Here is a 25,167-nt window from a genome sequence, read left to right as displayed (position 1 = left end):
AGAGGAACAGCCCAGAGGCAGATGTCGCGGATGCGGCTGGTGCTTGGCTGACAGCGGCTGTCACAGCATAAAAATAAAAAATACCCCATAATTGGTATTATGCGGTATCTAAAACATCTGACAGAAGGTATCAACCTTGTAATATAGTCTATTATACCCACTTTCGTAAAAATTGCAAGGTTTGAGTTGGAAAAAATTGCATTTTATGGCGGAAGGAACGCAAAAATATGCTTCTCCGGGTATGGATACCGGCGGCCGGGCTTTTGGGAGTCTGACGGCCTGTTTGGCGTGTAAGGAACCGGCCAGGAACTGGGAGCGCTGGTATTTTCAAGCAGAAAATATTTCCCATATCAACTAAATTTATTAAAAAATCAGTCAAAGTCGTAGCAATAATATCTGAAATTTTCTAGGTTCTCCCAATGGAGCGATTCCTTAAACCCTATAATACCAATTACAGAGTAAAGAGAGGTGCCAGTCCGTGGAAACGGCCGAAAGCAAAGGAAAATCCCGAAAAAGTCATCGGAAAAGCCGGGAGAAACAAGGCAGGCAGGCGACCCATTTCCGCACGGTCTGTTTCGGCGGCTTCGAGGAGGGGCAGGTCATCTGCTGTCTCTGGGAGATTGTCAAATCCATAGAAGCAGGACAGGCCGCAGGTACCGCCGGTGCAGACCGGCTTCGGAAGCTGGAAAAACAGATGCGCGGCCGTGTCCGCGTCGAAATGCGGCGGTATTTCGCAAGACGACGACACAGAACCATCCGGATGATTGCTGGTATCCTTGCGGTCACGCTGAGTCTGGCGGGGCTGTTCATGTTCCTCATCGGAGTCGACCGGGTGACCGGGACGTCAATGTATCCCTACTTAAATGATGGCGACTGGATTGTCTATAACCGCATTAGGAAGGGACTTAGCCGGGATGACGTGGTGGTATTCGAGCGGGACGGGGAGTGCATGGTGAAGCGGATTGCGGGACTTCCGGGAGATATGGTCAGGATGAATGCGTCCGGGAGCCGTGTGGTGGTCAATGGAACCCAGATCAGGGAAAGTTATGTGATACTGGCAGACACGGAACAGATGGAGACGGAGGATCGGCTGGGAGCGTCGCTGACAGTGATGAACGGCCAGTACCTGGTGCTGGGGGATAACCGGAGGGAGTCTATCGACAGCCGTGACAGTGATATTGGAACGGTGGCGGAGGAAGAGATACTAGGCAAGGTCATCTGGATTGGCAGGGCAGAACGATAGATGATGGTGTGAAATAGAAAAGATTCAGGTATGGAAGGATAAAGGTTGGAGGAGTACAAGATGAGCCATTTTAGATTGCATACAAAAACGAAGGGGAAGGACCGGCTGGGGTATTGGCTGATAGGGCTGGCCTGCATTCTCACTGTGGGCGGAATTGGATATGCAGCCCACAGCATCGGAACCGCCAGTGCCAAGAGCCGGGAGACCGTGATTATTGACACGGAGGAAATGTTTGAGCGGTATCTGGTGGATACGGAAAGTGAGGATTACAATCTGAACGGCAGGTATCAGCTGGCCGGGGATTTGGACTTAAGCTGGCTGGAAGATTCCATCGGGACAAATGTGGAGCCGTTTACCGGGAAAATGGATGGAAATGGCTGTGTGATAAGCGGCCTTGGGAGACCGCTGTTTGGAGTGGTGGAAGATGCGGAGATAGAGAATCTGTTTTTGAGTGAAGCGGAGATTGGACAGCCGGCAGTTTATTATGATGGAAGCCATTATGTAGATGGCTATGGGGCGCTGGCGGCTTATGTGATTGATTCCAGAATTCAAAACTGCGGAATGGGAGGAACGATACTGACGGCCAGTCCGGTGGAAACGGAGTTTCTCGTGGCAAAAGCGAGCCCGGCGGAAGCAGAGGAGCTGAGAGGTCCCGGTATGGAGAGGGAGCCGTCCATACCGGAGGAGGGAAATGCCAGCACGGAGGAGAGTGACAACGGCGCACAGGAGGCCGGACCGGGTGTGGAAACGGGCGGTAATGGGGCATCTGGCGGAGAGAGCAGTGATAGTGATGCAGGTCGTGAGACAGATGCTGGGCCCGGTGTGGAAACAGATTCACAGGTAGAATCGACAAGCGGTGAGAATATCCCGGTTTCCACAGAAGATGCCGGACCTGGCTCATCGGCACAGGAAAGTGAGCAGGAGACGTCACCATCGATTGGAAGCGGTGAGGGAGAAACGAACCCGGTTATCCAGGAGAGCAGCGAATCAGGTACGGAAAATGCCGGTTCTGGCGGCAGTCAGCCGGCCACAGACAGTGCCGGTGGAGGAACACAGGCAACGCAACCGGAGACAGGACGACCGGCGATGACACAGCCAGAGACAGACCAACCGGCGACGACGCAGCCAGAGACAGAGCGGCCAGAGGTAACGCAGCCGGAGACAGCCAATCCAGAAACAGACCCGCCAGAAACGGCGCAGCCAGAGGCAGGCCAGTCGGAAACAGCCCAGCCGGAGATGGCACAGCATAAAACAGCCCAACCGGAGTCAGGGCTGACACGGACAGCGAAAAGTATGTTGGAACCGGAGACGATAGGATATCGGGCGAATGAACGGGATTATCTGATGATGAAAGTATCGGCTGTGATAGATGCCGATACGGCTATTATTTCTGACGCCACTCCCTCCAACGCCACCCCTACGGATGCGGAGGAGCCATTTGAAGAGAGCCAGAATGCCAGCGGTGAAGATACCGGGAATGCAGATGAGGAAGAAATAGAATATATTGGAAATCCATATGGAGATATTTACATACTAGTTACGGCAGATCAGGTGAGCGTTGGTGGTCTTATCGCCCAGACAGCGGGAGATACGCTCATTCTGGACAGCTTCGCTATGGTAGATCTCAACTCAGAGTTGGAAGGTGTTGCTACCTACACTGGCGGTTTAGCAGGAATTTTAGGCGGAGAAACGAAAACGGAGAACAGCTATGTCACAGGCACGGTAAACGGAGATGACATAACAGGAGGTTTTGCAGCTGTCAATGAAGGAAGAATCGAGAACTGCTATTCCAGCATATCCGTTGGGGCATCCGGGACATCCCGTGGCGCATTTACCGCATTGGAGAGCGGGAGTCTCTCTGGCTGTGTCTATGACCGGCAGATGGCCTGTGTTGACACAGAGGATATCATTCAGATATCAGGTGAGACAGCGGAAGCGGAGATAGAGAACGGGACAGAGACAGCGTCAGAGGCCGATTTTGAGAGAGAGGAACCAGAATTTTGTTTAAGAGGTCTGGATACTATCCAAATGACAGGCGAGGATGCGCAGGTTCCGGGAAGGTGGCATACTACAAACCAGGCATATCCCCAGCTGGAAGCATTTTCCCAAAAGGAAGGCGGGATAGCTGAAACATATTCCAGGGCGTCTGCCATCGCACTCATTCTTCCAGAGGGAACCACTCTTCTTGATGCGCTGTCGGACAGCGATATTCTCCTTCCGGCAGAAATTGACGGGGCGGAAATCCTCTGGGAGAAGGAAGATGGTATGGGGACGAATGGGGCTGTTCTGACGCCTCACGAAGTTCCTGTTTTACAGCAGGCGCTTGCAGGAGGGGAGACAGGTACTGGGGAATCAGACACGGGAACGGCGGATGCTGGGACAGCCAGTACCAGTGAAACAGATACAGAAACTCCGGAGAGCACGGCTGTTGAAGAACCAACTCCGGATATCGGTGAGACATCAGGAGTACCCGCGGTCACATTTAAAGCCACCATCTCAAATGTTACGAAAATATTTGCCCCAGTCAGCCAGCTGGCTATAGAAGACGAACCAGTGCCGGCTGATTGGAGTGAAGTGGGAAAAAGAGTGGACACGGCAGGCAGCAGTCTGGAATCCCTGAAACCGGAGAAGAATGCGGATGGATATTATCTGATTGGAAGCCCGGAAGCCCTGGCCTGGTTCGCCTACAAGGTGAACACGGACAATACCAATTACAAGACAGCGAAAGCATTATTGATAGATGATATTGACCTGGCCGGATTGGGGTATACCAAGGAACCTTCCGTAAACAGTGATTTCAGTAACTGTCTTAAATGGATTCCCATCGGAAATGACCCATCAAACAGCTCGCTGGAAGTAACTTTGGCCTACCGGGGGATTTTTGACGGAGGAAATTATGAAATCAAAAACCTCTATATTATAGGAGGAGCGTTTCACTCTGGTTTTTTTGGTATAGCAAATTCTGCCACGATTCGAAATGTAAAAATCATGTCTGGCAGTGTCCAGGGGACAGACCGTGTTGGCGGGATTCTTGGCGCAAGCAATGGCGGTACTGTATTAATTGAAAATTGTTATAATGCGGCGAGTGTTAAATCGGTGCTTCGGAGTGGCGGTACTGCCTGTAATGTAGGCGGAATTATCGGAGCAGGGCTTGGTGTTGATAATAAGAATACTACACAACTGTATATGAATAACTGTGTGAATGAAGGAGCAATATCCGGCTACCGGGAAGCTGCCGGAATCATTGGATCGACATATAGAGGTTTGATAGAAATACAAAACTGCTATAATCTGGGAACAATAATCCAGAGTGGAACCGATCATAAGCCAAACGGATACGCTGGTATCGTCGGGTACGACCAGTGCGGTAAAGTATCAAACTGTTATAATGCCGGTGTTATCATAGGCAATACCAAAGTCCATGCAATTGCTGGCTTAAGTTCGGGGAAGATGGTCATTGAAAACAGCTATTTTCAAACAGGTCTTCAGGGCGCTGTTGCCAATGACAGCAACACGGTGGGAGTGGAAGAAAAAGTTATGAAATCCTGGGCCTTCGCCTATAAATTAAATGGTGAAAAGATGGACGGCGCATGGAAATACACAGAGGGAGAATATCCCAGTTTTGGAACTCTGGACCCAGCCAGTGACTGGGGAATGATTGGGCAGGGAATTGAGTGGGGACTTATAAAAAATAAGAAACCGATAGCCGGCGACGGAAGCGACAGTTCCCCATACCAGATTTCCACACCGGAGGCATTGAGCTGGTTTGCCTGCATGGTCAACAGCGATACCGCCAACCAGAACTGGTATGGAAACCTGACCACGGATATCAGTCTGGTGGGAACTGCTTACGGAGGCAGCTCCGGCGCCCCCATACCGTGGATACCTATCGGCGTATATAACGGAACTGATGAGACAAAGGGATACGGCGGAACCTTTGGCACCGGCCATGACCGGGTGTATGAAATTCAGAACATGCACATAAAACCAGCCGGCTTTGACCGTCCGGGACTGTTCGGACAGCTGACTGGCACGGCTAATATATCTAATCTCGGCATGGTGGATACTGTCATAGAGTCGGCCAGTGACGGAAGCGTCATGTCGGCGGGAAGCATTGCCGGCCGGATGATGGGAACCGGAACGGTGATATCCAGGTGTTACAGCAGAAATGCGGAGATTCATGCAGACGGAGTCAACGGGGGAATGGCTGGTGGAATTACCGGCGGTATGGAGAGCACCTCCAGGATTCAGGACTGCTATGTCATGGATTCCAGAATCTTAAGTACGGGAACGGTGGCGACATCATCAGCTTTCAGTGCATCAGGGATTGTCAGCAGTGTTCCAAGCGGCGGTACGGTTAAGAACTGTTACGCGGCAGGAAACACACTGACAGCCACGAAGCCGGGAGGAGAAGCCGGAGCCACCTATTCCATAGGAAATCCTACGGCTGCAATGGCGGAATGCTATGCCGACAACAATACGCTGGGAGATAAAAGCAAAGTCAAAGCCCTGGAAAAGACCCAGGCACAGGCGGACAGCTTAAATACACTGGATAGCAGTGAGCGTCAGGGGGACAGCCGTGTCTGGTATACCTCGCTTACGGCGGAGAACACCAGGGGATATCCCACCTTTGATAAACCGGTTGTCCTGAGTGTCACGGTGAATCCGGCGGATGTCACGAAAACCGGGACCACCTTAAACAGTTCCATAGGCGTATGGGATGGCGGTGTGCCGCCGGATGGCATCCTGTTCCGGGCCATCCACCAGGAAAACCGGGTGAATGACGGAGAGAACCAGCCGGCATTTCACCTCACAGCCAGCAGCATTGTTGGGGATAACTTCCATATATACGGAACGGACAGCTCCCATGAGTATCTGTCCGTCAATGTGGGAAACAGCGACCTGGCTTCCCTGGCATCCTCTCTGACAGACCCGACGGCATCTCTGAATACCTTCCAGACATCAGGAAGCACCCAGGGACTGCGGGTGGCAAATGGAGCGGCATACATTTATCCCTATGACAGGACTCTGCTTCTGGATTTAGCAGTGAAGAACGGCAGTGGAGGTTCGTCAGGAGTCACCCGGTATGAGGTGAGAATCAAGGTAAAGGCCGTAACCGGCAAGACATTGTCTGTCACCATGAAAACCCCGGTCTACATCACCATGGAGCCCGGAGTCACCACTACTGCCTATGCAGATGACCTGGTGATAAACAACGGCAATGAATATCCGGTTCAGTTCACGGTCAGCAGTGTGGAGGCCATCCCTGTGGGAGACCTGGCTTCGGACAATACCAGAATGGATGTGGAGCTGAAGCCGATCGTCAGCAGTGTCACGATTGACGATACCAAAGCCCTGACCAGCCAGGGAATCAAGCTGGGCATCACCGGGCCGAAAACCGCGGAGGACACCGGGAAACTGGGAACGAAGAAACTGTATTACACACCTTCGTCAGGTGTGGATGTACCAGGAACCTGGATGAAAGCAGATATCGCCTGGAACCAGAGCCTGGGATACCGCTACTTTATCGACCACAGCATGCTGCATATCGGCCCCCAGAAGAAGTTCGGTTTTCATATCACCTACCAATTCAGCATATCGAACGATGACGTCACTGCGGTGAAAGTAATCGAAGAGTAGGAGGTGAAGGGCATAGAAACGAAGAGAAGCCGAAGCGAAAATAAGAGCCAAAGCGGAAACAAGAGCCAAAGCAGAAACAAGAGCCGAAGCAAAAAGAAATACGGAGCCATAGAACGTCCCCTCCGGTATCTAATCCCCATAGCAGTGGCAAGCCTGCTGGTCATTCTCTATACACTCCGCTGCGGTTTCCCGTCCCCAATCCAGGCACAGATTGACATCCTGCCGGACCGGAGAGCGGAGAACGGAGTCCTGCATGGAGCAACGGGCCCCATCCCACCCGGTGAATACCAGATAGTCTTAAACCAGCTCCCCACCATAGAGTCAGGAAGCCGGGAATGCAACATTGAATTTGAGAACCCGGAGGGAAATGAGTACAGCTCCCGCATCAATCTCTATCTAAAGTCCACCGGAAAGCACATCGGCGGTACCCGGCGGGTGGAACCAGGAAGCTACGTGGAGAGTGTAAAGCTGAACACCACCCTGGAAGCCGGAGAGCATCCGGTCCTGGCCCATATTGAACTGTTCCAGGACAAAGAGCCATCCGGCAGCATGACCCTGGAGCTGACCATCCGCGTCGTGACCGGGCTGTCCGGCTGAGACATGGAAAACAAGCAAGAGTAAGACAGACAAGGAGAAGCAGTGGAATGACAGAAGAAAAGACCAGCCGCCGGGGAAGAAAAAATCACATGAATACCGTGGTGGTTCTCCTGGCCATCATGATCTGTCTGGCAGTAACAGGAAGTGCTGGATATGTGGTTTACACGCAGAGCCGCCCGGGAGACCCGCTTCCCCAGCTGGAGCCGGAGGCATATGTCCAGAGCGGAACCTTAAACGACCCGGCAGGAAGAAAGGCGGCGCTGGATGCCCTGGTGGCGGAAGGGATGCTGACATTTTCCATCAATGCCACCCCAAGCATGGAAAACGGAAAAGGCATGGCCAATCTGATGATTGAAAATCCTCCGGATAACGGGAACCGTTTTACCGTCACCATCATCCGTGAAGATACGGGGGAAGAACTCTTCCGCTCCGGCTATCTGGACCCGGAACAGTATATAGAGGAAGTTCCGCTGGATGTGGAACTGGAGGCCGGAGAATATGCCTGTGTAGCCAATTTTGACGCATACCGCATCCAGGACAATGCCTACATAGGAAGAGGTGCGGCACGCATTACGCTGTATGTAAAAAACTGACCAGGCATTTGACCGGGCGATTGATGCGGCATCCGATATCAGAACAAAAGAAAGGGACAAGAAGACATGAACCGGGAGGAACATAAGGAAGAGCAGAAAGGATACCGGGAAAACGGCCGCGGCCACGGCCGGCCGGAATATCACCAGCCGGGAAGAAAAAGAAGAACCGGAGGAGACAGAAACAGGGGCCTGCTGCTTCTGCTGGCCGTCCTGTTTGTGGCCGCTCTGCTGGCCGCCGTATATTTCTACCGCCAGGGAAAACAGAACATTCCGGTACAGGAGGGACTGGTGTACGAGGCCAATATCATAGAAGGAGACATTCCGGGAAAATCCAGAGAGGATATCCAGCGGGAACTGGACGAAATCGTGGAGGAGGGAATGCTGGCGATGTCCATCAATGCCACCCCGTCAGGGAAACTCACGGGAGAGGACAAAAAAGTGAACTGGCTGATTGAAAATCCGTCCAACCAGGGAAAATTAATCCGGGTGGAGGTCTGGAGAGATGACACTGGAGAAAAGATATATGAGACGGGCGCTATACCGCCTGGAAATTACGTGGAGGCCGCCCCTCTGAACGTGGAGATGGAGCCGGGACAGTACATCTGTACGGCCAGATTCTATGCCTACAAAGAGGAAACGGAAGGTTATATCGGCCAGGCGGCTGCCCAGATTCGTCTGACCCTGTATGAATGAGAGGAGGAAAACGGTCTTGAAGAGAAAAAGAATAGAAGCAAGGACAGCCGTTTTCCTGGCGGCCCTGCTGGTTCTGTCGGCACCGCAGACCGGTCAGGCGTTCGGTGCGGGAGTTATTGGGGGAGAGAGCCTTGAGGATACCCAGGAGACGGAAGTGGTATTCCCCCGCCAGCAGGGCACGAAAGCAGTGAAGACAGAACTGACAGGAAATATCGAGGTGTCCCTGATATCCGTGACCCTGCCTTCGGACGGTTTTGAGTTTCAGGTCAATCCGGCCGCCACGTTTGACGCGGTGGACAATCCCGGCGGACAGATTGTATGTCCGGGGCCGGAAAGTCTGAAGGTGACCAACAATTCCGTGGTGGCGGTCCGGCTGGAGATTGCATCGGTGGAAGCTGGTGATGTGGTATTTGAGGAGACCTTTGAAGGCGGTCCGGGACACAGCTTCCAGCTGGTGGACCGGGTATCCAAAGTGAATGGATTTGGAAGGGCCATCCTGGTGCTGGGAAGAGCGGACAGGCGGTATACCAGCGAGGCGGATTTTGAGCAGTATGCGCTGTATCCCGGAAGAACAGGAATCCCTGTCACGGAACTGAAGGCAGGGGAAAGCGCCGGCCTTCAGCTTTATGGAACAGCAGAGGCAGACTTTTACGGAGAATACCAGTTCACCGTAAAACCAATCTTAAAAATCAGCGCAGTACGCACCAAATAGCGCGTCTGGTTTAAATAAAATAAAAAATAAAGGATACTAGGAGGAAAGAAAAATGAGAAAGAACATGAAACAGACAGCGGCCCTGGTCCTGGCTCTGGGAATGGCAGCCACCGGAAGCATAGCAGGTTACGCGGAGGTAGAGCCGGCGGCAGTAACGGAAACAAAGACAGCAACCAGCGTAGGAGGGACGAAGACGCAACTGGTGGGAACGATTGAGATAACCAGTCTGAGTGTCAGCCTGCCGTTAAAAGCCGGGTTTAACATTGACCCAAGTAAGTATGACGGGACAACCATTGATAAACAGATTGGAAGCAGCCAGTCCACCAATTACAAGATTATCAACAATTCGGCAGTGCCAGTGTATGTGTATATATCAGCGGTTGATGCAAACCAGGGACAGGATGGCAATAAGCCAGCCGGTGTGAAGGATATCACCCTGATTAATGCTACCAGCGGTATTGGAACCCCCAACAGCGTTATGCTGGCCATCAAAGATGCAGCTATGACAACATCCAACGGACTTCCTGCCAATGCGGATGCGGACGCGGATTTCTGGCTGACAGCGGGTACGGATAAAGTATATCATCTGAATGCCGCCAAAGGAAGACTGGAGGCCAAAACCGGAGCCAGTGGCACGGAACTGAATTTGAAGATATACGGTCTGACCCAGAATGGCTGGGACCCGGATGATAAATTTGCGGTAGCGCCGACCTTCACGGTATCAACCACAGAGCCTACTGCGCCATAACAGCAGAGGGAAGAAAGAAATAGGAATCGAAACACGAAAAGCAGCAGTCAGAAAGAAACGAAAACCAGGAGGAAACAATATGGCAACAAGAATCCCATGCACCCCCTTCGGAAAAAAGATGAAAATCGCAATGGTAGAACAGGATATCCCCCAGCAGGAACTGGCCAGACGCCTAGGCATCGCCAACTCCACCGTCAGCGACATCATCTACGGCCGCAACCAGTGTGAGCGGACCAAGGAGCGTATTGCGGAAACGCTTGGAATCAAGGGATAAGATTTGATAGAAGAGACCGGAAGGTGGGAATCACCGGACGGTCTCTTTTACTATATCTATTTCTTTTTTAGGATTCCATAACAATGAGTGAAATCCCTTTGCATGTTTGGTATGATTTGGTATACTATAAGGAAAGACGAAGCATGGAACAGGGAGGGATGAAGCATGGCATTTAAACCGCTGCCAATCGGGGTGGACAATTTTGAAGATATCATCAGAAATGGATATTACTATGTAGATAAGACCCAGATGATTAAAGAATTGTGGGACAGAAAGGGGAAGGTGAATTTATTCACACGGCCCCGAAGATTTGGTAAAACGCTGAATATGAGTATGCTGCAATATTTCTTTGAAAATACTGGTGTTGAGGAACAGAATAATAAAAACCGGGAATTATTTGCAGGGCTTCACATCATGAAGGCGGGAGATGCATATACCGGGTTGATGGGGCAGTATCCGGTTATCAGTCTGTCCCTGAAATCAGGGAAACAGGCGACGTTTGAGAATTCTATGGCGATGCTGAAACGCCGGATTGCAGAAGAATTCCGAAGACATCAATATATCCGGGATAACATTGGCGACCAAAGGGAACGGTTTGACCGGATTATGATGGAGAAGGGTGATTTGAATGATTACTTGGATGCCATTGCGTTTTTGTCATCACTTTTAAATCAGTGTTATGGGAAACCAGCGATTATTCTGATTGACGAGTATGATGTTCCGTTGGAAAATGCCTACTTTAACGGTTTTTATGAGGAGATGCTTCACTTTATCCGTTCCCTGTTTGAGTCTGCCCTGAAAACAAATTCCTGTCTGGAATTTGCTGTCATAACTGGCTGCTTAAGAATCACAAGAGAATCTATCTTCACGGGACTTAATAACTTAAAGGTGATATCTATTCTTGATGAATTCTATGGAGAATACTTTGGTTTAACTCAGGCAGAAGTGGATGAAATGCTTGTATTTTATGGGCAGGAGAAAAACCGCGAAACTCTAAAACAGTGGTATGATGGCTATCTGTTTGGAGGAAAAGAAGTCTATAATCCATGGAGTGTGATTAACTACGTGGAATCCCTGACGGGAAATGAACAGGCATTTCCAAAACCTTACTGGTCGAATACCAGTGCCAACAGCATCGTAAAAGATTTGGTGGAGCAGGCGGATATAGGTGTAAGGGAAGAAATTGAAAATCTGATTGATGGAGGGACGATTGAAAAGCAAATTCATGAGGATATTACTTATGGCGATATCTATCAATCAGAGGATAATCTCTGGAACTTTCTATTTTTTACCGGATATTTAAAGAAAGTGGAAGGGCGGATGGAAGGAAACCGTCAGTATATGACGATGGCAATTCCCAATGAGGAAGTGAAATATACCTATGAGAATACCGTGCTGTCATGGTTCGACAGTAACATCCGCCAGAAGGATTTCTCGCCCCTGTTTGAAGCACTGGAACAGGGAGACACGGATACCATGGAGACAATATTGGCGGAGAACCTGATGGAGACAATCAGTTTTTATGACTATGCGGAAAACTATTATCACGGTTTCCTGGCGGGAATTCTTCGTACCGGCGGAGATAAGTATATCGTCAAATCCAACCGGGAAGCTGGTTTAGGCCGTCCGGATATTGTGATTAGAACCCCCAGTGTCCGGGGCCGGGCATTTGTCATTGAAATCAAGGCCGCCGACAGTCTGGCAGATATGGAGCGTCAATGTCAGGCTGCTCTTTCCCAGATAAAAACTCAAAAATACCGGGAAGAATTTTTAGAAGAAGGTTTTAAAAATGTATGGGCCTATGGAATCTGTTTTTGGAAAAAGGAAGTCATGGTCCGGCTTTTATAAAAATACTTGCAATGTTACTTATATGTGTTATACTTCAATAGGTAAAACAAAATAATAGAATAGCAGAGTAGGCGTGTGCGCGTTAAGTGCCGGGTGAACAGGGAGTTGTCATCTGGACGAAAAGAGTTTCTTGCGGTGCACAGGCCGCATCCCGCTGCATCGGAAGATAGGATAATTATCTCCAGTTGTAGTAAGAGGTCTGCAAAGGAGGTAATTTTTTATGAAAAAATTGGCAACTTTGTTTTCAGATTCTTATGCAGAATTGAAACAGGTGAGGACGCTCACCATCATGGCTATGTTTGGGGCCATTTCCATCGTGCTTGGGTATTTTACCATCGTCATCGGGGATTATATCAAGATTGGATTTTCCACGATTGCCGGTCAGATGGTGTACTATCTGTTTGGGCCGGTGGTGGGAGGATGCTTCGGCGGAGCGCTGGACATTCTCAAGTACATTGTGAAGCCGACGGGAGCATTTTTCCCAGGGTGGACGTTTGGGGCGATTCTGGCAGGCGTGCTGTACGGCATGGTGTTCTATAAGAAGCCGTTGACGCTTGGGAGAGTGCTGTTTGCGGAGTTTCTTGTCTCCCTCATCTGCAACGTCCTGTTGGGGACCCTGTGGCTCAACATCATGTACGGCAAGGCATTTCTGGCGCTTCTGCCCATGAGAGCCTTCAAGAATCTGGTGATGTGGCCGGTGAATTCCATGCTGTTTTACACCATCGCGAAAACCGTGGAAGCGACCGGCATTTTAAGAATCATCCGGGGAGTCAAATTGATGCCCGGAAACAATCAATAACTTTTGGAGATACAAGGAGGAAGCAAAATGAGTGAGAATTGTACTCATGACTGTTCATCATGCAGTGAGAACTGCAGCAGCAGAACCGTGGATCGGACCAGTTTTCTGGAGCCGTTAAATCCGGCCAGTTCCGTGAAAAAAGTGATAGGCATTGTCAGCGGTAAGGGTGGGGTGGGCAAATCCCTGGTGACGTCCCTGCTGGCTGTCAAGAGTAACAGCCTGGGCCACAAGACGGCGATTCTGGACGCCGACATTACGGGACCGTCCATTCCGAAGTCTTTTGGCATCGAGGGCGATGTGGGAATGACGCCGGATGGCCTGATGGTTCCGGCGGTGAGCAGCACGGGGATTGAGATTATGTCCGCCAATCTCCTGTTGGACAATGACACGGACCCGGTTATCTGGAGAGGCCCGGTGATTGCAGGCGCGGTAAAACAGTTCTGGAACGAGACGCTGTGGCAGGATATCGACTACATGTTTGTGGACATGCCTCCGGGAACGGGAGATGTTCCGCTGACGGTGTTCCAGTCCCTTCCGGTGGACGGCATCATTATCGTCACCTCCCCCCAGGAACTGGTATCCATGATTGTGGCGAAGGCCGTGAACATGGCAAAGAAGATGGACATCCCGATTCTGGGTCTTGTGGAAAATATGAGCTGGCTGGAGTGCCCGGACTGCGGAAAGAAGATTTCCATTTTCGGCGAGAGCCATATTGATGAGACAGCGGCGGAGTTTGGACTTCCGGTACTGGCGAAACTTCCCATCAACCCGCTTGTGGCCGAGAAGGTGGACAGCGGAACCGTTGAGTATGTGGAGAATGACTGGATGGATGAAGCCGTCAAGGTGATAGAAGCGCTGTAAGCAGCGGCCGATACTTGTAGATACGTAAGAATCCAGAGGTGGTATGATGAATATTAATATGAACCCCAACAGCGAGCTGGTGCAGTCCTTTGTGAAGGTGCCGGATATGGTCCAGGTGCCGGATATACTGTTGACACAGGCATATCAGTTCCAGGAGGCCATGATGATGTACACCTGTGCCATCCGGGAAGCCAAGACGAAACTGGAGGTGCTCAACGACGAGTTGTCGGTGAGAAACAAACGCAACCCCATCGAGATGATTAAGTCGCGGGTGAAGAAGCCTCTCAGCATTGTGGAGAAACTGCAGCGCCGCGGGCTGGATATCACGGTCCAGTCCATGATGGACAACTTGGACGACGTGGCCGGTATCCGGGTGATCTGTTCCTTTGTGGATGATATTTACCAGGTGGCGGAAATGCTGGTGCGCCAGGATGACGTGCGGGTGGTGGCTATCAAGGATTACATTAAGAATCCCAAGGATAACGGCTACCGCAGCTATCATATGATTATCGAGATTCCGGTCTTTTTCTCCAACGAGAAGAAGCTGATGAGAGTGGAAGTGCAGATTCGGACGATTGCCATGGATTTCTGGGCCAGTCTGGACCATCAACTGAAATACAAGAAAGAACTGGCGGACGCGGCGGAAATCAGCGAGGAACTGAGACGCTGTGCGGAGGTTATTGCACAGACCGACCAGGAAATGCTGAGCATCCGCAAACGCATCGAGTTCCGCGAGGTCGCCAGAGAGACGGCGTCTATGTCTATATAGGCAATACGGTCAATAAAGTCAATATAGTCAATACAGTCAATACAGATAATAGGACAGGGTTTCCGTGATGCGGAACCCTGTTTTTTTGTACAGTTCCAATGCGGGCACGTTCTGGCTGGACACCTGGAGCGTCATCCGGCGGTAACGGTTTGACAAAAGCGCTATCATGGCGTCCAGAAACTGCTGTCCATATCCCATGCGCCGGAAGGAGCTTTTTATCTCAAAGCCATAAAAGTAGACAGTATCTCCGCTAGGGATAATCATGCAGACCCCGATGGGCTGGCCACCCAAAGTGGCGGTGTAGAGATTTTCCTCCGCTTCCGAGATGGAGAGGTAGGAGAGGGCTGACGCCGCTTGGTCAGACTCCGGCGTGGAGACCCCAGACTTCTGTGTGGGCAGCGCGGCAGTCTCCGCCCCAGGCAGTTCCAGGCTCATGCTATACTCCGAGTACCAGTATTCCGCCCCCAACGCCCCAATCACTGCCATAGCATCGGGAGAGTTCCCATCGGTCAGGAAACAGAAGTCCACATCCAGCTGGCGTCTCTCCTCATAGGCTTCCACAAAGGCCAGCGCCTCCTCCAGAAGTTCCGCAAAGTACCCCCTCCGCCGATGCCCCGGCTCCGTGTAAGCCCCGCACTCGCAGACAGAATCCTCCGGAAAGAACAGAAACACCATAGACACCAGCTTCCCATCCTCGTACCCCAGGAAATATTCCAGCCCATCCTCAAGCGGCGCGGAAAGCGTCACCGGCTCCGCAAGACAGCAATCCTCCACTAGCTGCCGGATATCCATTTTCTGCTGTTCACTCAGCGTCGTCGTGTGCGTGCATTTCATCGTCCTCATTTCCCTTCCCTATCCTCATTGTTATCTAATATAGTAACTGTCCCCCGCCCGGTTGTCAAACAGAACAAAATTTAAATGGATATCCCCTTGTAACAGAAAAAATCTGGTGGTAGAATGGGAAAAGCATGCAAGACGAGGAGAGAACAGGATGAAATACATAAAACAGGTCTTCATTATATTTGGAATCACCATGGCAGGGGAAGTGTTAAACGCCATTCTGCCCCTTCCGGTACCGTCGGGGGTCTACGGACTGTTTCTGATGTTGCTTGGATTATGCACGAAAGTGATAAAGGTCAGCGATGTGGAGGACGTGGGAAATTTTCTGCTGGACACCATGCCCATGATGTTTATCCCGGTTTCCGTGGGTCTGATTGAGAGCTACGGAGCCATGAAGGCCGTGCTGGTGCCGTTGTTTGCCATCTCGGTCATTTCCACCATCATCGTCATGGTGGTGACCGGCAAGATGACGGAGCTGATCATCCGTCTGACACGGAAAGGGGGAGAGGCGCAATGAAAGAGCTTTTGATGAATTCCCTGTATTTTGGCATGGTCATCAGTGTGGGAACCTACTTATTTGGCGTGTGGCTGCGAAAGAAGGTGCCGCTGGCGATATTGAACCCGCTGCTGGTGTCCATTCTTCTCACCATAGCTTTTCTGCTGGTGTTTAAGATTGACTATCAGGATTACAACGAGGGAGCCAGATATTTGAGTTATTTCCTGACCCCGGCCACGGTGTGTCTGGCGATTCCGCTCTATAAGCAGCTGGAACTGTTGAAACATCATTTTGCCGCAGTGGCCGGCGGGATTGTGTCCGGGGTGCTGGCCAGCGCCTTCAGCATTTTCGCGTTGTCCAAGCTGTTTGGGCTGGGCCATGAGCATTACGTGACGCTGCTTCCCAAATCCATCACCACGGCCATCGGCATCGGAGTCAGCGAGGAGGCAGGAGGCATTGTGACGCTGACGGTGGTCAGCATTGTCATCACCGGGATTCTGGGAAATGTGATTGCGGACGTGATTTTTAAATTATTTAAGATCGAGGAGCCGGTAGCAAGAGGGCTGGCCCTTGGGACCTCCGCCCACGCCATCGGCACGGCCAGGGCGCTGGAAATGGGTGAAATCGAGGGCGCCATGTCCAGTCTGGCCATCGCCGTGGCCGGACTTCTCACCGTAGTGGTGGTTCCCCTGGTTTCCGGGCTCATATAACTTCCCAAATCCATAGAGAAGTAGCTTGAATCGACTTATGAGTTATGCTAAAATGGGTAAGAATAAGGTTTTGAAGAAAATGGTATTAGAATAGAAGTGGGATGACCAAGGAGGATAAGTGATGATTCAACAACTGATTGAGAAGATTCAGAAAACGAAAGCGCCAATCTGTGTGGGGCTGGACCCGATGCTCAGCTATATACCGGAGCACATTGTGAAGAAATCCTTTCACGAGTTCGGAGAAACATTAGAGGGGGCGGCTGACGCAATCTGGCAGTTCAATAAAGAGATTGTAGACCACACCTTCGATTTGATTCCTTCCGTGAAGCCGCAGATTGCCATGTATGAGCAGTTTGGACTGGAAGGTCTGGCGGTGTACCAGAAGACGGTGAAATATTGTCAGGAGAAGGGCCTCGTTGTCATCGGGGATATCAAGCGGGGAGATATCGGATCCACGTCAGCAGCTTACGCCACAGGCCATATCGGCCATGTGCAGGTGGGAAACAATAGCTTTGCAGGCTTTGGCACGGAGTTTATCACCGTGAACCCCTATTTTGGAACCGACGGCGTGAAACCGTTTGTGGATGTCTGCAATAAAGAGGACAGAGGTCTGTTCATTCTGGTGAAGACTTCCAACCCGTCCAGCGGGGAATTCCAGGATAAGTTAATCGATGGAAGACCGTTATATGAGCTGGTTGCCGAGAAGGTAGTGGAGTGGGGCGGCATGTCCATGGACGGCGCTTACAGCAATGTGGGCGCTGTGGTAGGAGCTACCTACCCGGAGATGAGCCGCATCCTCAGAAAACTGATGCCGAACACCTACTTCCTGGTGCCTGGATATGGCGCGCAGGGCGGCACCGCCGAGGATTTAAAATACTGCTTCAACGAGGACGGCCTGGGAGCCATTGTGAATTCCTCCAGAGGCATTATCGCGGCCTACAAGCAGGAGAAATACGCCAAATTTGGAGCCGAGCATTTTGCGGAGGCGTCCAGACAGGCGGTTATGGATATGGTGGCTGATATCAACAGCGTGCTGTAAGAGTAAAATACCGCAAGAGAAGACTATAAACAAAGGAGAATCATCCATGTCACAGGTAAAACAGATTGCAAAAGTAGTGAGCCAGGAACGGCTCATGACGGATGTATACAGCATGTGGATTGACACCGCTGAGATTGCCACGCAGGTGAAGCCGGGGCAGTTTATCTCGGTGTACACCAAAGATGGCGCCAAGCTGCTTCCCAGACCCATCAGTATCTGCGAGGTGGATAAGGAGGCCGGAACCCTTCGCATCGTGTACCGGGTTGTGGGCGCCGGGACGGAGGAATTTGCCGGCTATGCGGCCGGGTACGACATTTCCATCATGGGGCCGCTGGGCAACGGATTTCCGGAGATCGCGCCGGAAAAACGGGCATTTTTAATCGGCGGAGGTATCGGAATCCCGCCTATGCTGGAGCTGGCGAAACAGCTCACATGTAACAAACAGATGATTCTGGGCTACCGGGACCAGCTGTTCTTAAACCATGAATTTGAGCCGTACGGCGATGTGTTTATCGCCACGGAGGACGGCAGCGCCGGGACGAAAGGCAATGTTCTGGATGCCATCCGGGAGCAGGGACTGAAGGCGGATGTGATTCTGGCCTGCGGCCCAACCCCTATGCTTCGCGCCATCAAAGCGTATGCCATGGAGCAGGGAATGGAGTGCTATCTGTCCCTGGAGGAGCGGATGGCCTGCGGCGTCGGCGCCTGTCTGGCCTGTATCTGCCAGTCGAAGGATGTGGACAGCCACTCCCATGTGCACAACAAGCGCATCTGCAAGGATGGACCGGTATTCCGGGCTGAGGAGGTGGAGCTTTGATGAATACGAAAGTGAATCTGGCCGGTGTGGAACTGAAGAATCCGGTGATGACAGCTTCCGGGACCTTTGGCTCCGGGGAGGAATACAGTGAATTTGTGGATTTAAACAAACTGGGCGCCGTGGTGACCAAGGGGGTGGCCAATATCCCGTGGCCGGGCAATCCGACTCCCAGAATTGCGGAGACCAGCAGTGGCATGTTAAATGCCATCGGCCTGCAAAACCCCGGCATCGACGTGTTTGTCAAGCGGGACATCCCGTTTTTGAAGCAGTTTGACACGAAGATTATCGTCAATGTCTGCGGGAAGACCACGGAGGATTATCTGGAGGTGGTGGAGCGTCTGGCGGATGAGCCGGTGGACCTTCTGGAGATTAACATTTCCTGTCCCAACGTGAAGGAGGGCGGCATTGCCTTCGGCCAGGACCCGAAAGCGGTGGAAGCCATCACAAGAGAAGTGAAAAAATACGCCAAACAGCCGGTTATCATGAAGCTGAGCCCCAACGTCACCGATATTACCGTGATGGCGAAGGCGGCGGAGGCGGGAGGCGCCGATGTGCTCTCCCTGATTAATACGCTGACCGGCATGAAGATTGATATTCACAAGCGGGCCTTTGCCCTGGCCAACAAAACCGGCGGCATGTCCGGCCCGGCAGTGAAACCGGTGGCGGTCCGCATGGTATATCAGGTGGCCCAGGCGGTTACACTTCCTATTATCGGTATGGGAGGGATTCAGAACGCGGAGGACGCCATCGAGTTTATTCTGGCGGGAGCCACAGCCGTGTCCGTGGGGACAGCCAACTTCTACAATCCCTATACCACGGAGGAAGTGGCGGCCGGAATCGAAGGTTATATGAAACGCTATGGAATCGAGGATATCAACCAGCTGATTGGAGCGGTGAAATAGGGCGGCGGCAGCTTGGATATCATTGAGATGACCGTATCAGGATTTTATACATCAGGAAAAGCGAGGAGATAAGATGGAGCAGTATAAGCAGGAATTTATTGAATTTATGGTAGACAGCCAGGTATTAAAATTTGGCGAATTTACATTAAAGAGCGGCCGGAAGTCCCCCTTCTTTATGAATGCGGGCGCTTACGTCACCGGAAGCCAGTTAAGGAAGCTGGGAGAGTACTACGCAAAAGCCATTCATGACAATTACGGAACCGACTTTGACGTGCTGTTCGGGCCGGCCTACAAGGGCATTCCGTTGAGCGTTGCGACCACCATCGCGTTCAGCGAGCTGTACGGCAAGGATATCCGTTACTGCTCCAACCGGAAAGAGGTGAAGGACCACGGCGATACCGGCATCCTTTTGGGAAGCCCGATCAAGGATGGCGACAGAGTGGTGATTATCGAGGATGTGACCACCTCCGGCAAATCCATCGAGGAGACATTTCCAATCATCCGGGCACAGGGTGATGTGACGATTCTGGGTCTGATGGTGTCCTTAAACCGCATGGAGCGGGGCAAGGGAGAGAAGAGCGCTCTGGAGGAAATCAAGGAGTTATACGGCTTTGACGCCAACGCCATCGTATCCATGGCGGAAGTGGTAGAGCACCTTTACAACCGGGAATACAAGGGCCAGGTGGTTATCAACGACACCATCAAGGCCGCAATCGACGCTTATTATGAGCAGTATGGAGTAAAATAATAAAAAAATAGTAAGGAGAATGGACCATGGAAAAAGTTTATAAGACGATGAGAAATACCGGTGCGTCCAACATTGCCATAGGAATCGTTTTGATTGCGGTTGGCGTCAGTGCCGGCGTTATGGCGATTATCAGTGGGGCCGTCCTGCTGAAGAGAAAATCTGAAATTATTTTTTAGGAAATACGGGCAGTATCCGTCTGTGGGTGGATACTGCCATTTTCTGTAATCGCAGCACCAGGATGGATGGAGTATATATGATTAAAAACACCACTAGAAATCAAAAACTGGGCTGGATACTGTTTATTGTGTATCTGATAGCCCTGACCTATCTGATGTTCTTTGCGGAGTCCCTTGGGCGTTCCGGCGGAGGACAGTCAACTTATGCATACAATCTGGAACTGTTTAAGGAAATCAAACGGTTCTATATTCATAGAGAGCAGCTTGGCATGGAAGCCGTATTTTTAAATCTGGGTGGAAATGTGATCGGGTTTATTCCCTTTGGCTTTATTCTGCCCATTATCAGCCGCCGTGGGCGCCGCTGGTACAACACGTTTATGCTGGCTTTTGGGCTGAGTCTGGGGATTGAGACCACGCAGCTCATTTTCAAGGTGGGCAGCTTTGATGTGGATGATTTGCTGTTAAACACAATCGGAGGAATCCTGGGTTACATTGCATACCGGCTTGTCCAGAGATTCCGGATAAGGAGGAAACGACGTGCCAGGGAAAGTCGCGTGGACAAAGTATAAGAAAAAACGGCCAAATGAGACAAAAGAAGAGCGGGAAGCCAGAATCGCCAGGGAAATGCGGAAGGCCAAGCACGCAAAAGAGGTGAGCGCGGTGGTTCCCAGCCGGGTCTCCTATGTGAAGAAGCCATTTGCGGAGAACAGTCTGTTCTCCATCGGTCTGTCGATTGTGGCGCTTGCGTTTCTGGCGCTGGGCGTGGCAGGTTCGGTCCGCACCCAGGGGCAGGGAGCCCTGAATGTGGGGGCCTTCGGTCTGTGCAGTCTGCTGGTGAGTCTGGTGGCGGTCTGGTATGGCATCCGTTCCTTTCGGGAGAAGGATAAAAACTACATACTGGCCAGAATCGGAACCGGTGTCGGCGTCGTGCTGATACTGGCCTGGCTCGTTATGATTCTATTAGGAATGAGGGGGTAAACCATGAAATATCAGGAACTGTTTCGGGAAGAAAATAATGCCGTGAGAGAGCGGTACGATTTGACTATGGAGCGCATCGGCTCCATGACGACGGAGGAGACGGTGGAGGCGCCGTTTCGGGACTATTTCCGCCAGGTTTCGGAGTTTATCCGGATGACGGGAGATTTTTATCACGTGGTGGAATCTGGGGCCTGGGAGAAGGCGGATTTGGCTGGGATGCAGGAGTGGAATAAGCGGCTTTATGCAGACATTCTGCCGGAGCATTATGAGGAGAGCTACGGCAATCCGGCCTTTGCGGTGAAGACGCTGGGGGACGGATACGGGCAGCTCTTGTCGTTTCTGTACGCGGAGATTCGGGGACAGATTGTGTTTGCCACCGAGAGCCGTCTGACGGAGATGACGATTTTAAATGAGACCTTTATCGAGATATACAACTTGTTTGAAGGGGAAATGCCGACGGCAGAGGCGGTGAAGGATGTGCTTTACTGGTTTGTCAGCGATTACAGTGATTTGACGGTGACTTACCGGGTGAGAGAGGGGCTGGACGCCAGCCTTTCATTTATCAAAGACATCATCATGGACAGTGATTTGTCCGATGTCCGGTATCTGTACCGGTTTGGGGAGTATGTGTCCCAGGCGGAACTGGATATTGCGGTGTTTATGAACGGATTACCACAGGAGACGGTGGACAAGATGGCGGACACCTACACGGAAGGGTACCGGAAGGGCTTTGAGGTGATGGGGCGGGATATCGGCCGAAAGAAGACGGTGGCGATACGATGCGAGCTGGGCTTTGAGCGGATGGTGCGAAAGGCAGTGGAGAATTTCCGGGCCATGGGCATGGAGCCGATTCTGTTCCGCCAGGCGGTGTGGTCCATCAACCGGAATCCAAACCGGAAGATTGGCTTTCACGGCACGTCGCCCAACAAGCAGTATGATTATGACCACCGGTATGACAGCGCCATCTATATGAGAAAGGCGCTGACGGACAGGAAGCTAGCGGTGCTGAAGGTGGCCTACGAGGCGTACCGGAAGCAGGCGTCGGAGTACGCGGGGCCGGCGGTGATTGAGACGTTTGGGGAGGATGGATTCTCGCCGGTGAACAAGCCGGAAGCATTATCCCTCAGTGAAAAACAGGAGAAACTGAGCCTGACACTGGCTAATGATTCAGCACGGATTGTGAATCAGTATATTCCGGGGGACGAGACCAGCTTTACGATTATTGCGTTTCCGAGACCGGAGATTGGGAAGGATTTTCAGGAGATATTTGAGGAGACCATCCGAATCAACACGCTGGACTATGAGAAATATAAGGTGATTCAGCAGCGGATGATTGACGTGCTTGACAGGGCGGAGCATGTGGAGGTGACGGGAAAAGGGGAAAATCACACGGATTTGCGGATTTCTCTTCATACACTGGCGCAGCCGGAGAAGCAGACCAATTTTGAGAACTGCGTGGCGGATATAAATATTCCGCTGGGGGAAGTGTTTACGTCGCCGGTGCTTCGTGGGACCAGCGGGCTTTTGCAGGTGAGCAGCGTCTATATCGGGGATATCCAGTTCCGGAATCTGAAGATGCGGTTTGAGGACGGAATGATTCAGGATTATTCCTGTGACAATTTTGGTCTGGGAGAGGAAGAGCAGAAGTCCGGCCGGGAGCTGGTGAAGCAGATGATTCTCAAGAACCACGACAGTCTGCCCATGGGGGAATTTGCCATTGGGACCAACACGGTGGCTTACGCCATGGCCCAGAAGTTCGGAATTATTGACAAGCTGCCGATTCTGATTGTGGAGAAGATGGGGCCCCATTTTGCGGTGGGAGATACCTGTTACAGCTGGTCGGAGGACGCGGCGACGTTTAATCCCAATGGGAAGGAGATTATCGCCAGGGACAACGAGGTTTCTATTCTCCGGAAGGAGGATGTGTCGAAGGCGTACTTCAGCTGTCATACGGATATCACCATTCCTTACCGGGAGCTGGACTGCATCACGGCGGTGACGGAGGACGGGGAGCGGCTTCCGATTATCACGGACGGACGGTTTGTGGTGGCCGGGACGGAGGAGCTGAATAAACCGTTAGAAAAATGTATTGACTAGGGAAAGAAAAGCTAGTATTATAATTAATAAGTGATAGTTAATTTATAAGTGCCATTTATAAGTGGGGCTTATGAAAGAGTATTACTGTTAATTATGACTGTTGATGCGGAAAAAACGGAATGATAAAAGAAAAGGAGAATTTACCATGGCTAAGGTTGGAATCGTAATGGGCAGTGATTCTGATATGCCTGTGATGGCACAGGCGGCAGATATTCTGGAGAAACTGGGAGTGGAGTTTGAGATGACGGTGATCTCGGCTCACAGGGAGCCGGACATTTTCTTCAATTATGCGAAATCGTTGGAGGAAAAGGGCGTGAAAGTGGTGATTGCAGGGGCAGGGAAGGCAGCACATCTTCCCGGCATGTGCGCGGCGCTGTTCCCAATGCCGGTAATTGGAATTCCCATGAAGACTTCGGACCTTGGCGGGGTGGATTCTCTGTACTCCATCGTGCAGATGCCATCCGGTATCCCGGTTGCCACCGTGGCGATTAACGGCGGCACCAACGCGGGGATTCTGGCGGCGAAGATTCTGGCAACCTCCGACCCGGAACTGCTGGAGAGACTGAAGGCATATTCGGAAGGGCTTAAGAATGATGTGGTGAAGAAGGCGGAGAAGCTGGATGAGATTGGCTACAAAGAGTATGTTGCCCAGATGAAGAAATAAGCCGGATAAGATGGAGGATAAGTGAGATGGATTATAAGAACGCCGGAGTGGATATTGAGGCTGGTTATAAGTCAGTGGAACTGATGAAGAAACATGTGCAGGAGACCATGAGAGCGGAAGTGATGGGTGGAATCGGCGGATTCTCGGGAGCATTTTCCCTGGAAGCGATTAAGGGGATGGAGCATCCGGTGCTGCTGTCCGGCACGGACGGCGTGGGAACGAAGCTGAAGCTGGCATTCCTCATGGACAAGCACGACACGGTGGGGATTGACTGTGTGGCCATGTGCGTCAATGACGTGGCCTGCGCAGGCGGGGAGCCCCTGTTTTTCCTGGATTATATCGCGTGCGGCAAGAATGTGCCGGAAAAAATCGCCACCATCGTCAGCGGTGTGGCGGATGGCTGTAAGCAGTCCGGAGCGGCCTTAGTCGGCGGTGAGACGGCGGAGATGCCGGGATTTTATCCAATTGAGGAGTATGATCTGGCCGGATTCGCGGTCGGTGTGGCGGATAAGAAGGATTTGATTGACGGCTCCGATTTACAGGCCGGGGACGTGCTGGTTGGCATGGCGTCCTCCGGGGTACATAGCAACGGATTCTCCCTGGTTCGGAAGGTATTTGAGAAGGAAATGACGACGGAGGGGCTGAATACCTACTACGAGGAGCTTGGTAAGACGTTGGGCGAGGCGTTGATTGCGCCCACCAAAATCTATGTGAAGGCCATGAAGAGCATCAAGGAAGCCGGCGTGAAGGTGAAGGCGTGCAGCCATATTACCGGCGGCGGATTCTATGAGAATATTCCGCGGATGCTGAAAGAGGGCACCCGCGCGGTGGTGAAGAAGGACAGCTATCCGGTTCCGGCTATCTTCGGGTTACTGGCGAAGAAGGGGAATATCGAGGAAGAGATGATGTACAATACCTATAAC

25 protein-coding genes and 1 riboswitch are annotated in these 25,167 nt (G+C 51.6%); of the genes, 24 read left to right on the top strand and 1 reads right to left on the bottom strand.

Features of this window, described 5'->3' with window-relative positions; translation table 11 throughout:
• Positions 1 to 478: 478 nt before the first annotated feature.
• The 12 genes from lepB (at position 479) to HMPREF9473_RS14615 (ending at position 14,777) form a co-directional block, all read left to right on the top strand.
• A complete protein-coding gene (gene lepB, locus HMPREF9473_RS14670; protein WP_006780922.1) occupies positions 479 to 1,243 on the top strand; it encodes a signal peptidase I in 765 nt (254 codons plus the stop codon).
• 60 nt (positions 1,244 to 1,303) lie between these two features.
• Positions 1,304 to 6,883 carry a hypothetical protein gene (locus tag HMPREF9473_RS27775; RefSeq protein ID WP_006780921.1) on the top strand — a complete coding sequence of 1,860 codons (5,580 nt, stop codon included), beginning with the start codon at positions 1,304 to 1,306 and terminating at the stop codon, positions 6,881 to 6,883.
• Positions 6,884 to 6,886: 3 nt separating this feature from the next.
• Positions 6,887 to 7,480: a hypothetical protein gene (locus HMPREF9473_RS14660; RefSeq protein ID WP_006780920.1), complete on the top strand. Its 594-nt coding sequence runs from the start codon at positions 6,887 to 6,889 to the stop codon at positions 7,478 to 7,480.
• 47 nt (positions 7,481 to 7,527) lie between these two features.
• Positions 7,528 to 8,073 carry a hypothetical protein gene (locus tag HMPREF9473_RS14655; RefSeq protein ID WP_006780919.1) on the top strand — a complete coding sequence of 182 codons (546 nt, stop codon included), beginning with the start codon at positions 7,528 to 7,530 and terminating at the stop codon, positions 8,071 to 8,073.
• A 66-nt stretch (positions 8,074 to 8,139) separates the two neighbouring features.
• The gene (locus HMPREF9473_RS26295) at positions 8,140 to 8,766 is read left to right on the top strand and encodes a hypothetical protein (protein WP_006780918.1); all 627 of its coding nucleotides are present in this window, start codon (positions 8,140 to 8,142) and stop codon (positions 8,764 to 8,766) included.
• A 16-nt stretch (positions 8,767 to 8,782) separates the two neighbouring features.
• Positions 8,783 to 9,478: a hypothetical protein gene (locus HMPREF9473_RS14645; protein WP_006780917.1), complete on the top strand. Its 696-nt coding sequence runs from the start codon at positions 8,783 to 8,785 to the stop codon at positions 9,476 to 9,478.
• 52 nt (positions 9,479 to 9,530) lie between these two features.
• Complete coding sequence (locus tag HMPREF9473_RS14640) at positions 9,531 to 10,226, top strand: hypothetical protein (protein WP_006780916.1); 696 nt, start codon at positions 9,531 to 9,533, stop codon at positions 10,224 to 10,226.
• Between the two features lie 79 nt (positions 10,227 to 10,305).
• On the top strand, positions 10,306 to 10,500 hold the full coding sequence (locus HMPREF9473_RS14635; protein ID WP_006779534.1) for a helix-turn-helix domain-containing protein: 195 nt from the start codon (positions 10,306 to 10,308) through the stop codon (positions 10,498 to 10,500).
• 165 nt (positions 10,501 to 10,665) lie between these two features.
• Positions 10,666 to 12,348 (top strand): AAA family ATPase, encoded by a 1,683-nt coding sequence (locus HMPREF9473_RS14630; protein ID WP_006780915.1) that lies wholly within the window; start codon positions 10,666 to 10,668, stop codon positions 12,346 to 12,348.
• 61 nt (positions 12,349 to 12,409) lie between these two features.
• Positions 12,410 to 12,507: riboswitch (THF riboswitch) on the top strand.
• Positions 12,508 to 12,568: 61 nt separating this feature from the next.
• Positions 12,569 to 13,147 carry a folate family ECF transporter S component gene (locus tag HMPREF9473_RS14625; RefSeq protein ID WP_006780914.1) on the top strand — a complete coding sequence of 193 codons (579 nt, stop codon included), beginning with the start codon at positions 12,569 to 12,571 and terminating at the stop codon, positions 13,145 to 13,147.
• Positions 13,148 to 13,174: 27 nt separating this feature from the next.
• Positions 13,175 to 14,008: an Mrp/NBP35 family ATP-binding protein gene (locus tag HMPREF9473_RS14620; RefSeq protein ID WP_006780913.1), complete on the top strand. Its 834-nt coding sequence runs from the start codon at positions 13,175 to 13,177 to the stop codon at positions 14,006 to 14,008.
• 46 nt (positions 14,009 to 14,054) lie between these two features.
• Positions 14,055 to 14,777 carry a GTP pyrophosphokinase gene (locus HMPREF9473_RS14615; protein ID WP_006780912.1) on the top strand — a complete coding sequence of 241 codons (723 nt, stop codon included), beginning with the start codon at positions 14,055 to 14,057 and terminating at the stop codon, positions 14,775 to 14,777.
• A 36-nt stretch (positions 14,778 to 14,813) separates the two neighbouring features.
• Here HMPREF9473_RS14615 and HMPREF9473_RS27140 read toward each other — a convergent pair whose 3' ends face one another.
• Entirely contained in the window at positions 14,814 to 15,611 is a 798-nt protein-coding gene (locus tag HMPREF9473_RS27140) for a GNAT family N-acetyltransferase (protein ID WP_006780911.1), read from the bottom strand.
• A gap of 157 nt (positions 15,612 to 15,768) precedes the next feature.
• On the opposite strand from HMPREF9473_RS27140, the gene HMPREF9473_RS14605 reads away from it, so the two are divergent.
• From HMPREF9473_RS14605 to purM, 12 genes are all read left to right on the top strand, one after another.
• A complete protein-coding gene (locus tag HMPREF9473_RS14605; protein ID WP_006780910.1) occupies positions 15,769 to 16,134 on the top strand; it encodes a CidA/LrgA family protein in 366 nt (121 codons plus the stop codon).
• Positions 16,131 to 16,823: an LrgB family protein gene (locus HMPREF9473_RS14600; protein WP_006780909.1), complete on the top strand. Its 693-nt coding sequence runs from the start codon at positions 16,131 to 16,133 to the stop codon at positions 16,821 to 16,823. Before HMPREF9473_RS14605 ends, HMPREF9473_RS14600 begins: the two co-directional genes overlap by 4 nt.
• 121 nt (positions 16,824 to 16,944) lie before the next feature.
• Complete coding sequence (gene pyrF / locus HMPREF9473_RS14595; protein ID WP_006780908.1) at positions 16,945 to 17,862, top strand: orotidine-5'-phosphate decarboxylase; 918 nt, start codon at positions 16,945 to 16,947, stop codon at positions 17,860 to 17,862.
• A gap of 46 nt (positions 17,863 to 17,908) precedes the next feature.
• Complete coding sequence (locus HMPREF9473_RS14590; RefSeq protein ID WP_006780907.1) at positions 17,909 to 18,679, top strand: dihydroorotate dehydrogenase electron transfer subunit; 771 nt, start codon at positions 17,909 to 17,911, stop codon at positions 18,677 to 18,679.
• Positions 18,679 to 19,581 carry a dihydroorotate dehydrogenase gene (locus HMPREF9473_RS14585; protein ID WP_006780906.1) on the top strand — a complete coding sequence of 301 codons (903 nt, stop codon included), beginning with the start codon at positions 18,679 to 18,681 and terminating at the stop codon, positions 19,579 to 19,581. The genes HMPREF9473_RS14590 and HMPREF9473_RS14585 overlap by 1 nt, the downstream gene beginning before the upstream one ends.
• Positions 19,582 to 19,654: 73 nt before the next feature.
• Entirely contained in the window at positions 19,655 to 20,329 is a 675-nt protein-coding gene (pyrE, locus tag HMPREF9473_RS14580) for an orotate phosphoribosyltransferase (RefSeq protein ID WP_006780905.1), read from the top strand.
• Positions 20,330 to 20,355: 26 nt separating this feature from the next.
• Positions 20,356 to 20,505: a hypothetical protein gene (locus HMPREF9473_RS27770; protein ID WP_006780904.1), complete on the top strand. Its 150-nt coding sequence runs from the start codon at positions 20,356 to 20,358 to the stop codon at positions 20,503 to 20,505.
• A gap of 77 nt (positions 20,506 to 20,582) precedes the next feature.
• Positions 20,583 to 21,074 carry a VanZ family protein gene (locus tag HMPREF9473_RS14570; RefSeq protein ID WP_006780903.1) on the top strand — a complete coding sequence of 164 codons (492 nt, stop codon included), beginning with the start codon at positions 20,583 to 20,585 and terminating at the stop codon, positions 21,072 to 21,074.
• Positions 21,043 to 21,483, top strand: a complete 441-nt coding sequence (locus HMPREF9473_RS14565) for a DUF6142 family protein (RefSeq protein ID WP_006780902.1) — start codon at positions 21,043 to 21,045, stop codon at positions 21,481 to 21,483. The genes HMPREF9473_RS14570 and HMPREF9473_RS14565 overlap by 32 nt, the downstream gene beginning before the upstream one ends.
• 3 nt (positions 21,484 to 21,486) lie before the next feature.
• Positions 21,487 to 23,580 carry an aminopeptidase gene (locus tag HMPREF9473_RS14560; RefSeq protein WP_006780901.1) on the top strand — a complete coding sequence of 698 codons (2,094 nt, stop codon included), beginning with the start codon at positions 21,487 to 21,489 and terminating at the stop codon, positions 23,578 to 23,580.
• A 145-nt stretch (positions 23,581 to 23,725) separates the two neighbouring features.
• Positions 23,726 to 24,244 carry a 5-(carboxyamino)imidazole ribonucleotide mutase gene (gene purE, locus HMPREF9473_RS14555; RefSeq protein WP_006780900.1) on the top strand — a complete coding sequence of 173 codons (519 nt, stop codon included), beginning with the start codon at positions 23,726 to 23,728 and terminating at the stop codon, positions 24,242 to 24,244.
• Between the two features lie 26 nt (positions 24,245 to 24,270).
• Positions 24,271 to 25,167, top strand: an 897-nt coding sequence (gene purM / locus HMPREF9473_RS14550) for a phosphoribosylformylglycinamidine cyclo-ligase (RefSeq protein WP_006780899.1), incomplete at its 3' end; no start/stop codon positions are given.

Origin of the sequence: Hungatella hathewayi WAL-18680 (genome assembly GCF_000235505.1) — a bacterium.
GTDB lineage: Bacteria > Bacillota > Clostridia > Lachnospirales > Lachnospiraceae > Hungatella_A > Hungatella_A hathewayi_A.
The sequence above is the reverse complement of the archived record's forward strand: the minus strand, read 5'-3'. Positions and strand labels throughout refer to the sequence as shown.

Coding starts and splice junctions, on each gene's coding strand:
- HMPREF9473_RS14640 (WP_006780916.1), top strand. CDS start 9,531: ATGAGAAAGAACATGAAACAGACAGCGGCCCTGGTCCTGGCTCTGGGA.
- HMPREF9473_RS27775 (WP_006780921.1), top strand. CDS start 1,304: ATGAGCCATTTTAGATTGCATACAAAAACGAAGGGGAAGGACCGGCTG.
- HMPREF9473_RS14590 (WP_006780907.1), top strand. CDS start 17,909: ATGTCACAGGTAAAACAGATTGCAAAAGTAGTGAGCCAGGAACGGCTC.
- HMPREF9473_RS14635 (WP_006779534.1), top strand. CDS start 10,306: ATGGCAACAAGAATCCCATGCACCCCCTTCGGAAAAAAGATGAAAATC.
- HMPREF9473_RS14570 (WP_006780903.1), top strand. CDS start 20,583: ATGATTAAAAACACCACTAGAAATCAAAAACTGGGCTGGATACTGTTT.
- HMPREF9473_RS27770 (WP_006780904.1), top strand. CDS start 20,356: ATGGAAAAAGTTTATAAGACGATGAGAAATACCGGTGCGTCCAACATT.
- pyrE (WP_006780905.1), top strand. CDS start 19,655: ATGGAGCAGTATAAGCAGGAATTTATTGAATTTATGGTAGACAGCCAG.
- HMPREF9473_RS26295 (WP_006780918.1), top strand. CDS start 8,140: ATGAACCGGGAGGAACATAAGGAAGAGCAGAAAGGATACCGGGAAAAC.
- purE (WP_006780900.1), top strand. CDS start 23,726: ATGGCTAAGGTTGGAATCGTAATGGGCAGTGATTCTGATATGCCTGTG.
- HMPREF9473_RS14605 (WP_006780910.1), top strand. CDS start 15,769: ATGAAATACATAAAACAGGTCTTCATTATATTTGGAATCACCATGGCA.
- HMPREF9473_RS14625 (WP_006780914.1), top strand. CDS start 12,569: ATGAAAAAATTGGCAACTTTGTTTTCAGATTCTTATGCAGAATTGAAA.
- HMPREF9473_RS14615 (WP_006780912.1), top strand. CDS start 14,055: ATGAATATTAATATGAACCCCAACAGCGAGCTGGTGCAGTCCTTTGTG.
- pyrF (WP_006780908.1), top strand. CDS start 16,945: ATGATTCAACAACTGATTGAGAAGATTCAGAAAACGAAAGCGCCAATC.
- HMPREF9473_RS27140 (WP_006780911.1), bottom strand. CDS start 15,611: ATGAAATGCACGCACACGACGACGCTGAGTGAACAGCAGAAAATGGAT.
- HMPREF9473_RS14600 (WP_006780909.1), top strand. CDS start 16,131: ATGAAAGAGCTTTTGATGAATTCCCTGTATTTTGGCATGGTCATCAGT.
- HMPREF9473_RS14620 (WP_006780913.1), top strand. CDS start 13,175: ATGAGTGAGAATTGTACTCATGACTGTTCATCATGCAGTGAGAACTGC.
- HMPREF9473_RS14655 (WP_006780919.1), top strand. CDS start 7,528: ATGACAGAAGAAAAGACCAGCCGCCGGGGAAGAAAAAATCACATGAAT.
- HMPREF9473_RS14585 (WP_006780906.1), top strand. CDS start 18,679: ATGAATACGAAAGTGAATCTGGCCGGTGTGGAACTGAAGAATCCGGTG.
- HMPREF9473_RS14630 (WP_006780915.1), top strand. CDS start 10,666: ATGGCATTTAAACCGCTGCCAATCGGGGTGGACAATTTTGAAGATATC.
- HMPREF9473_RS14560 (WP_006780901.1), top strand. CDS start 21,487: ATGAAATATCAGGAACTGTTTCGGGAAGAAAATAATGCCGTGAGAGAG.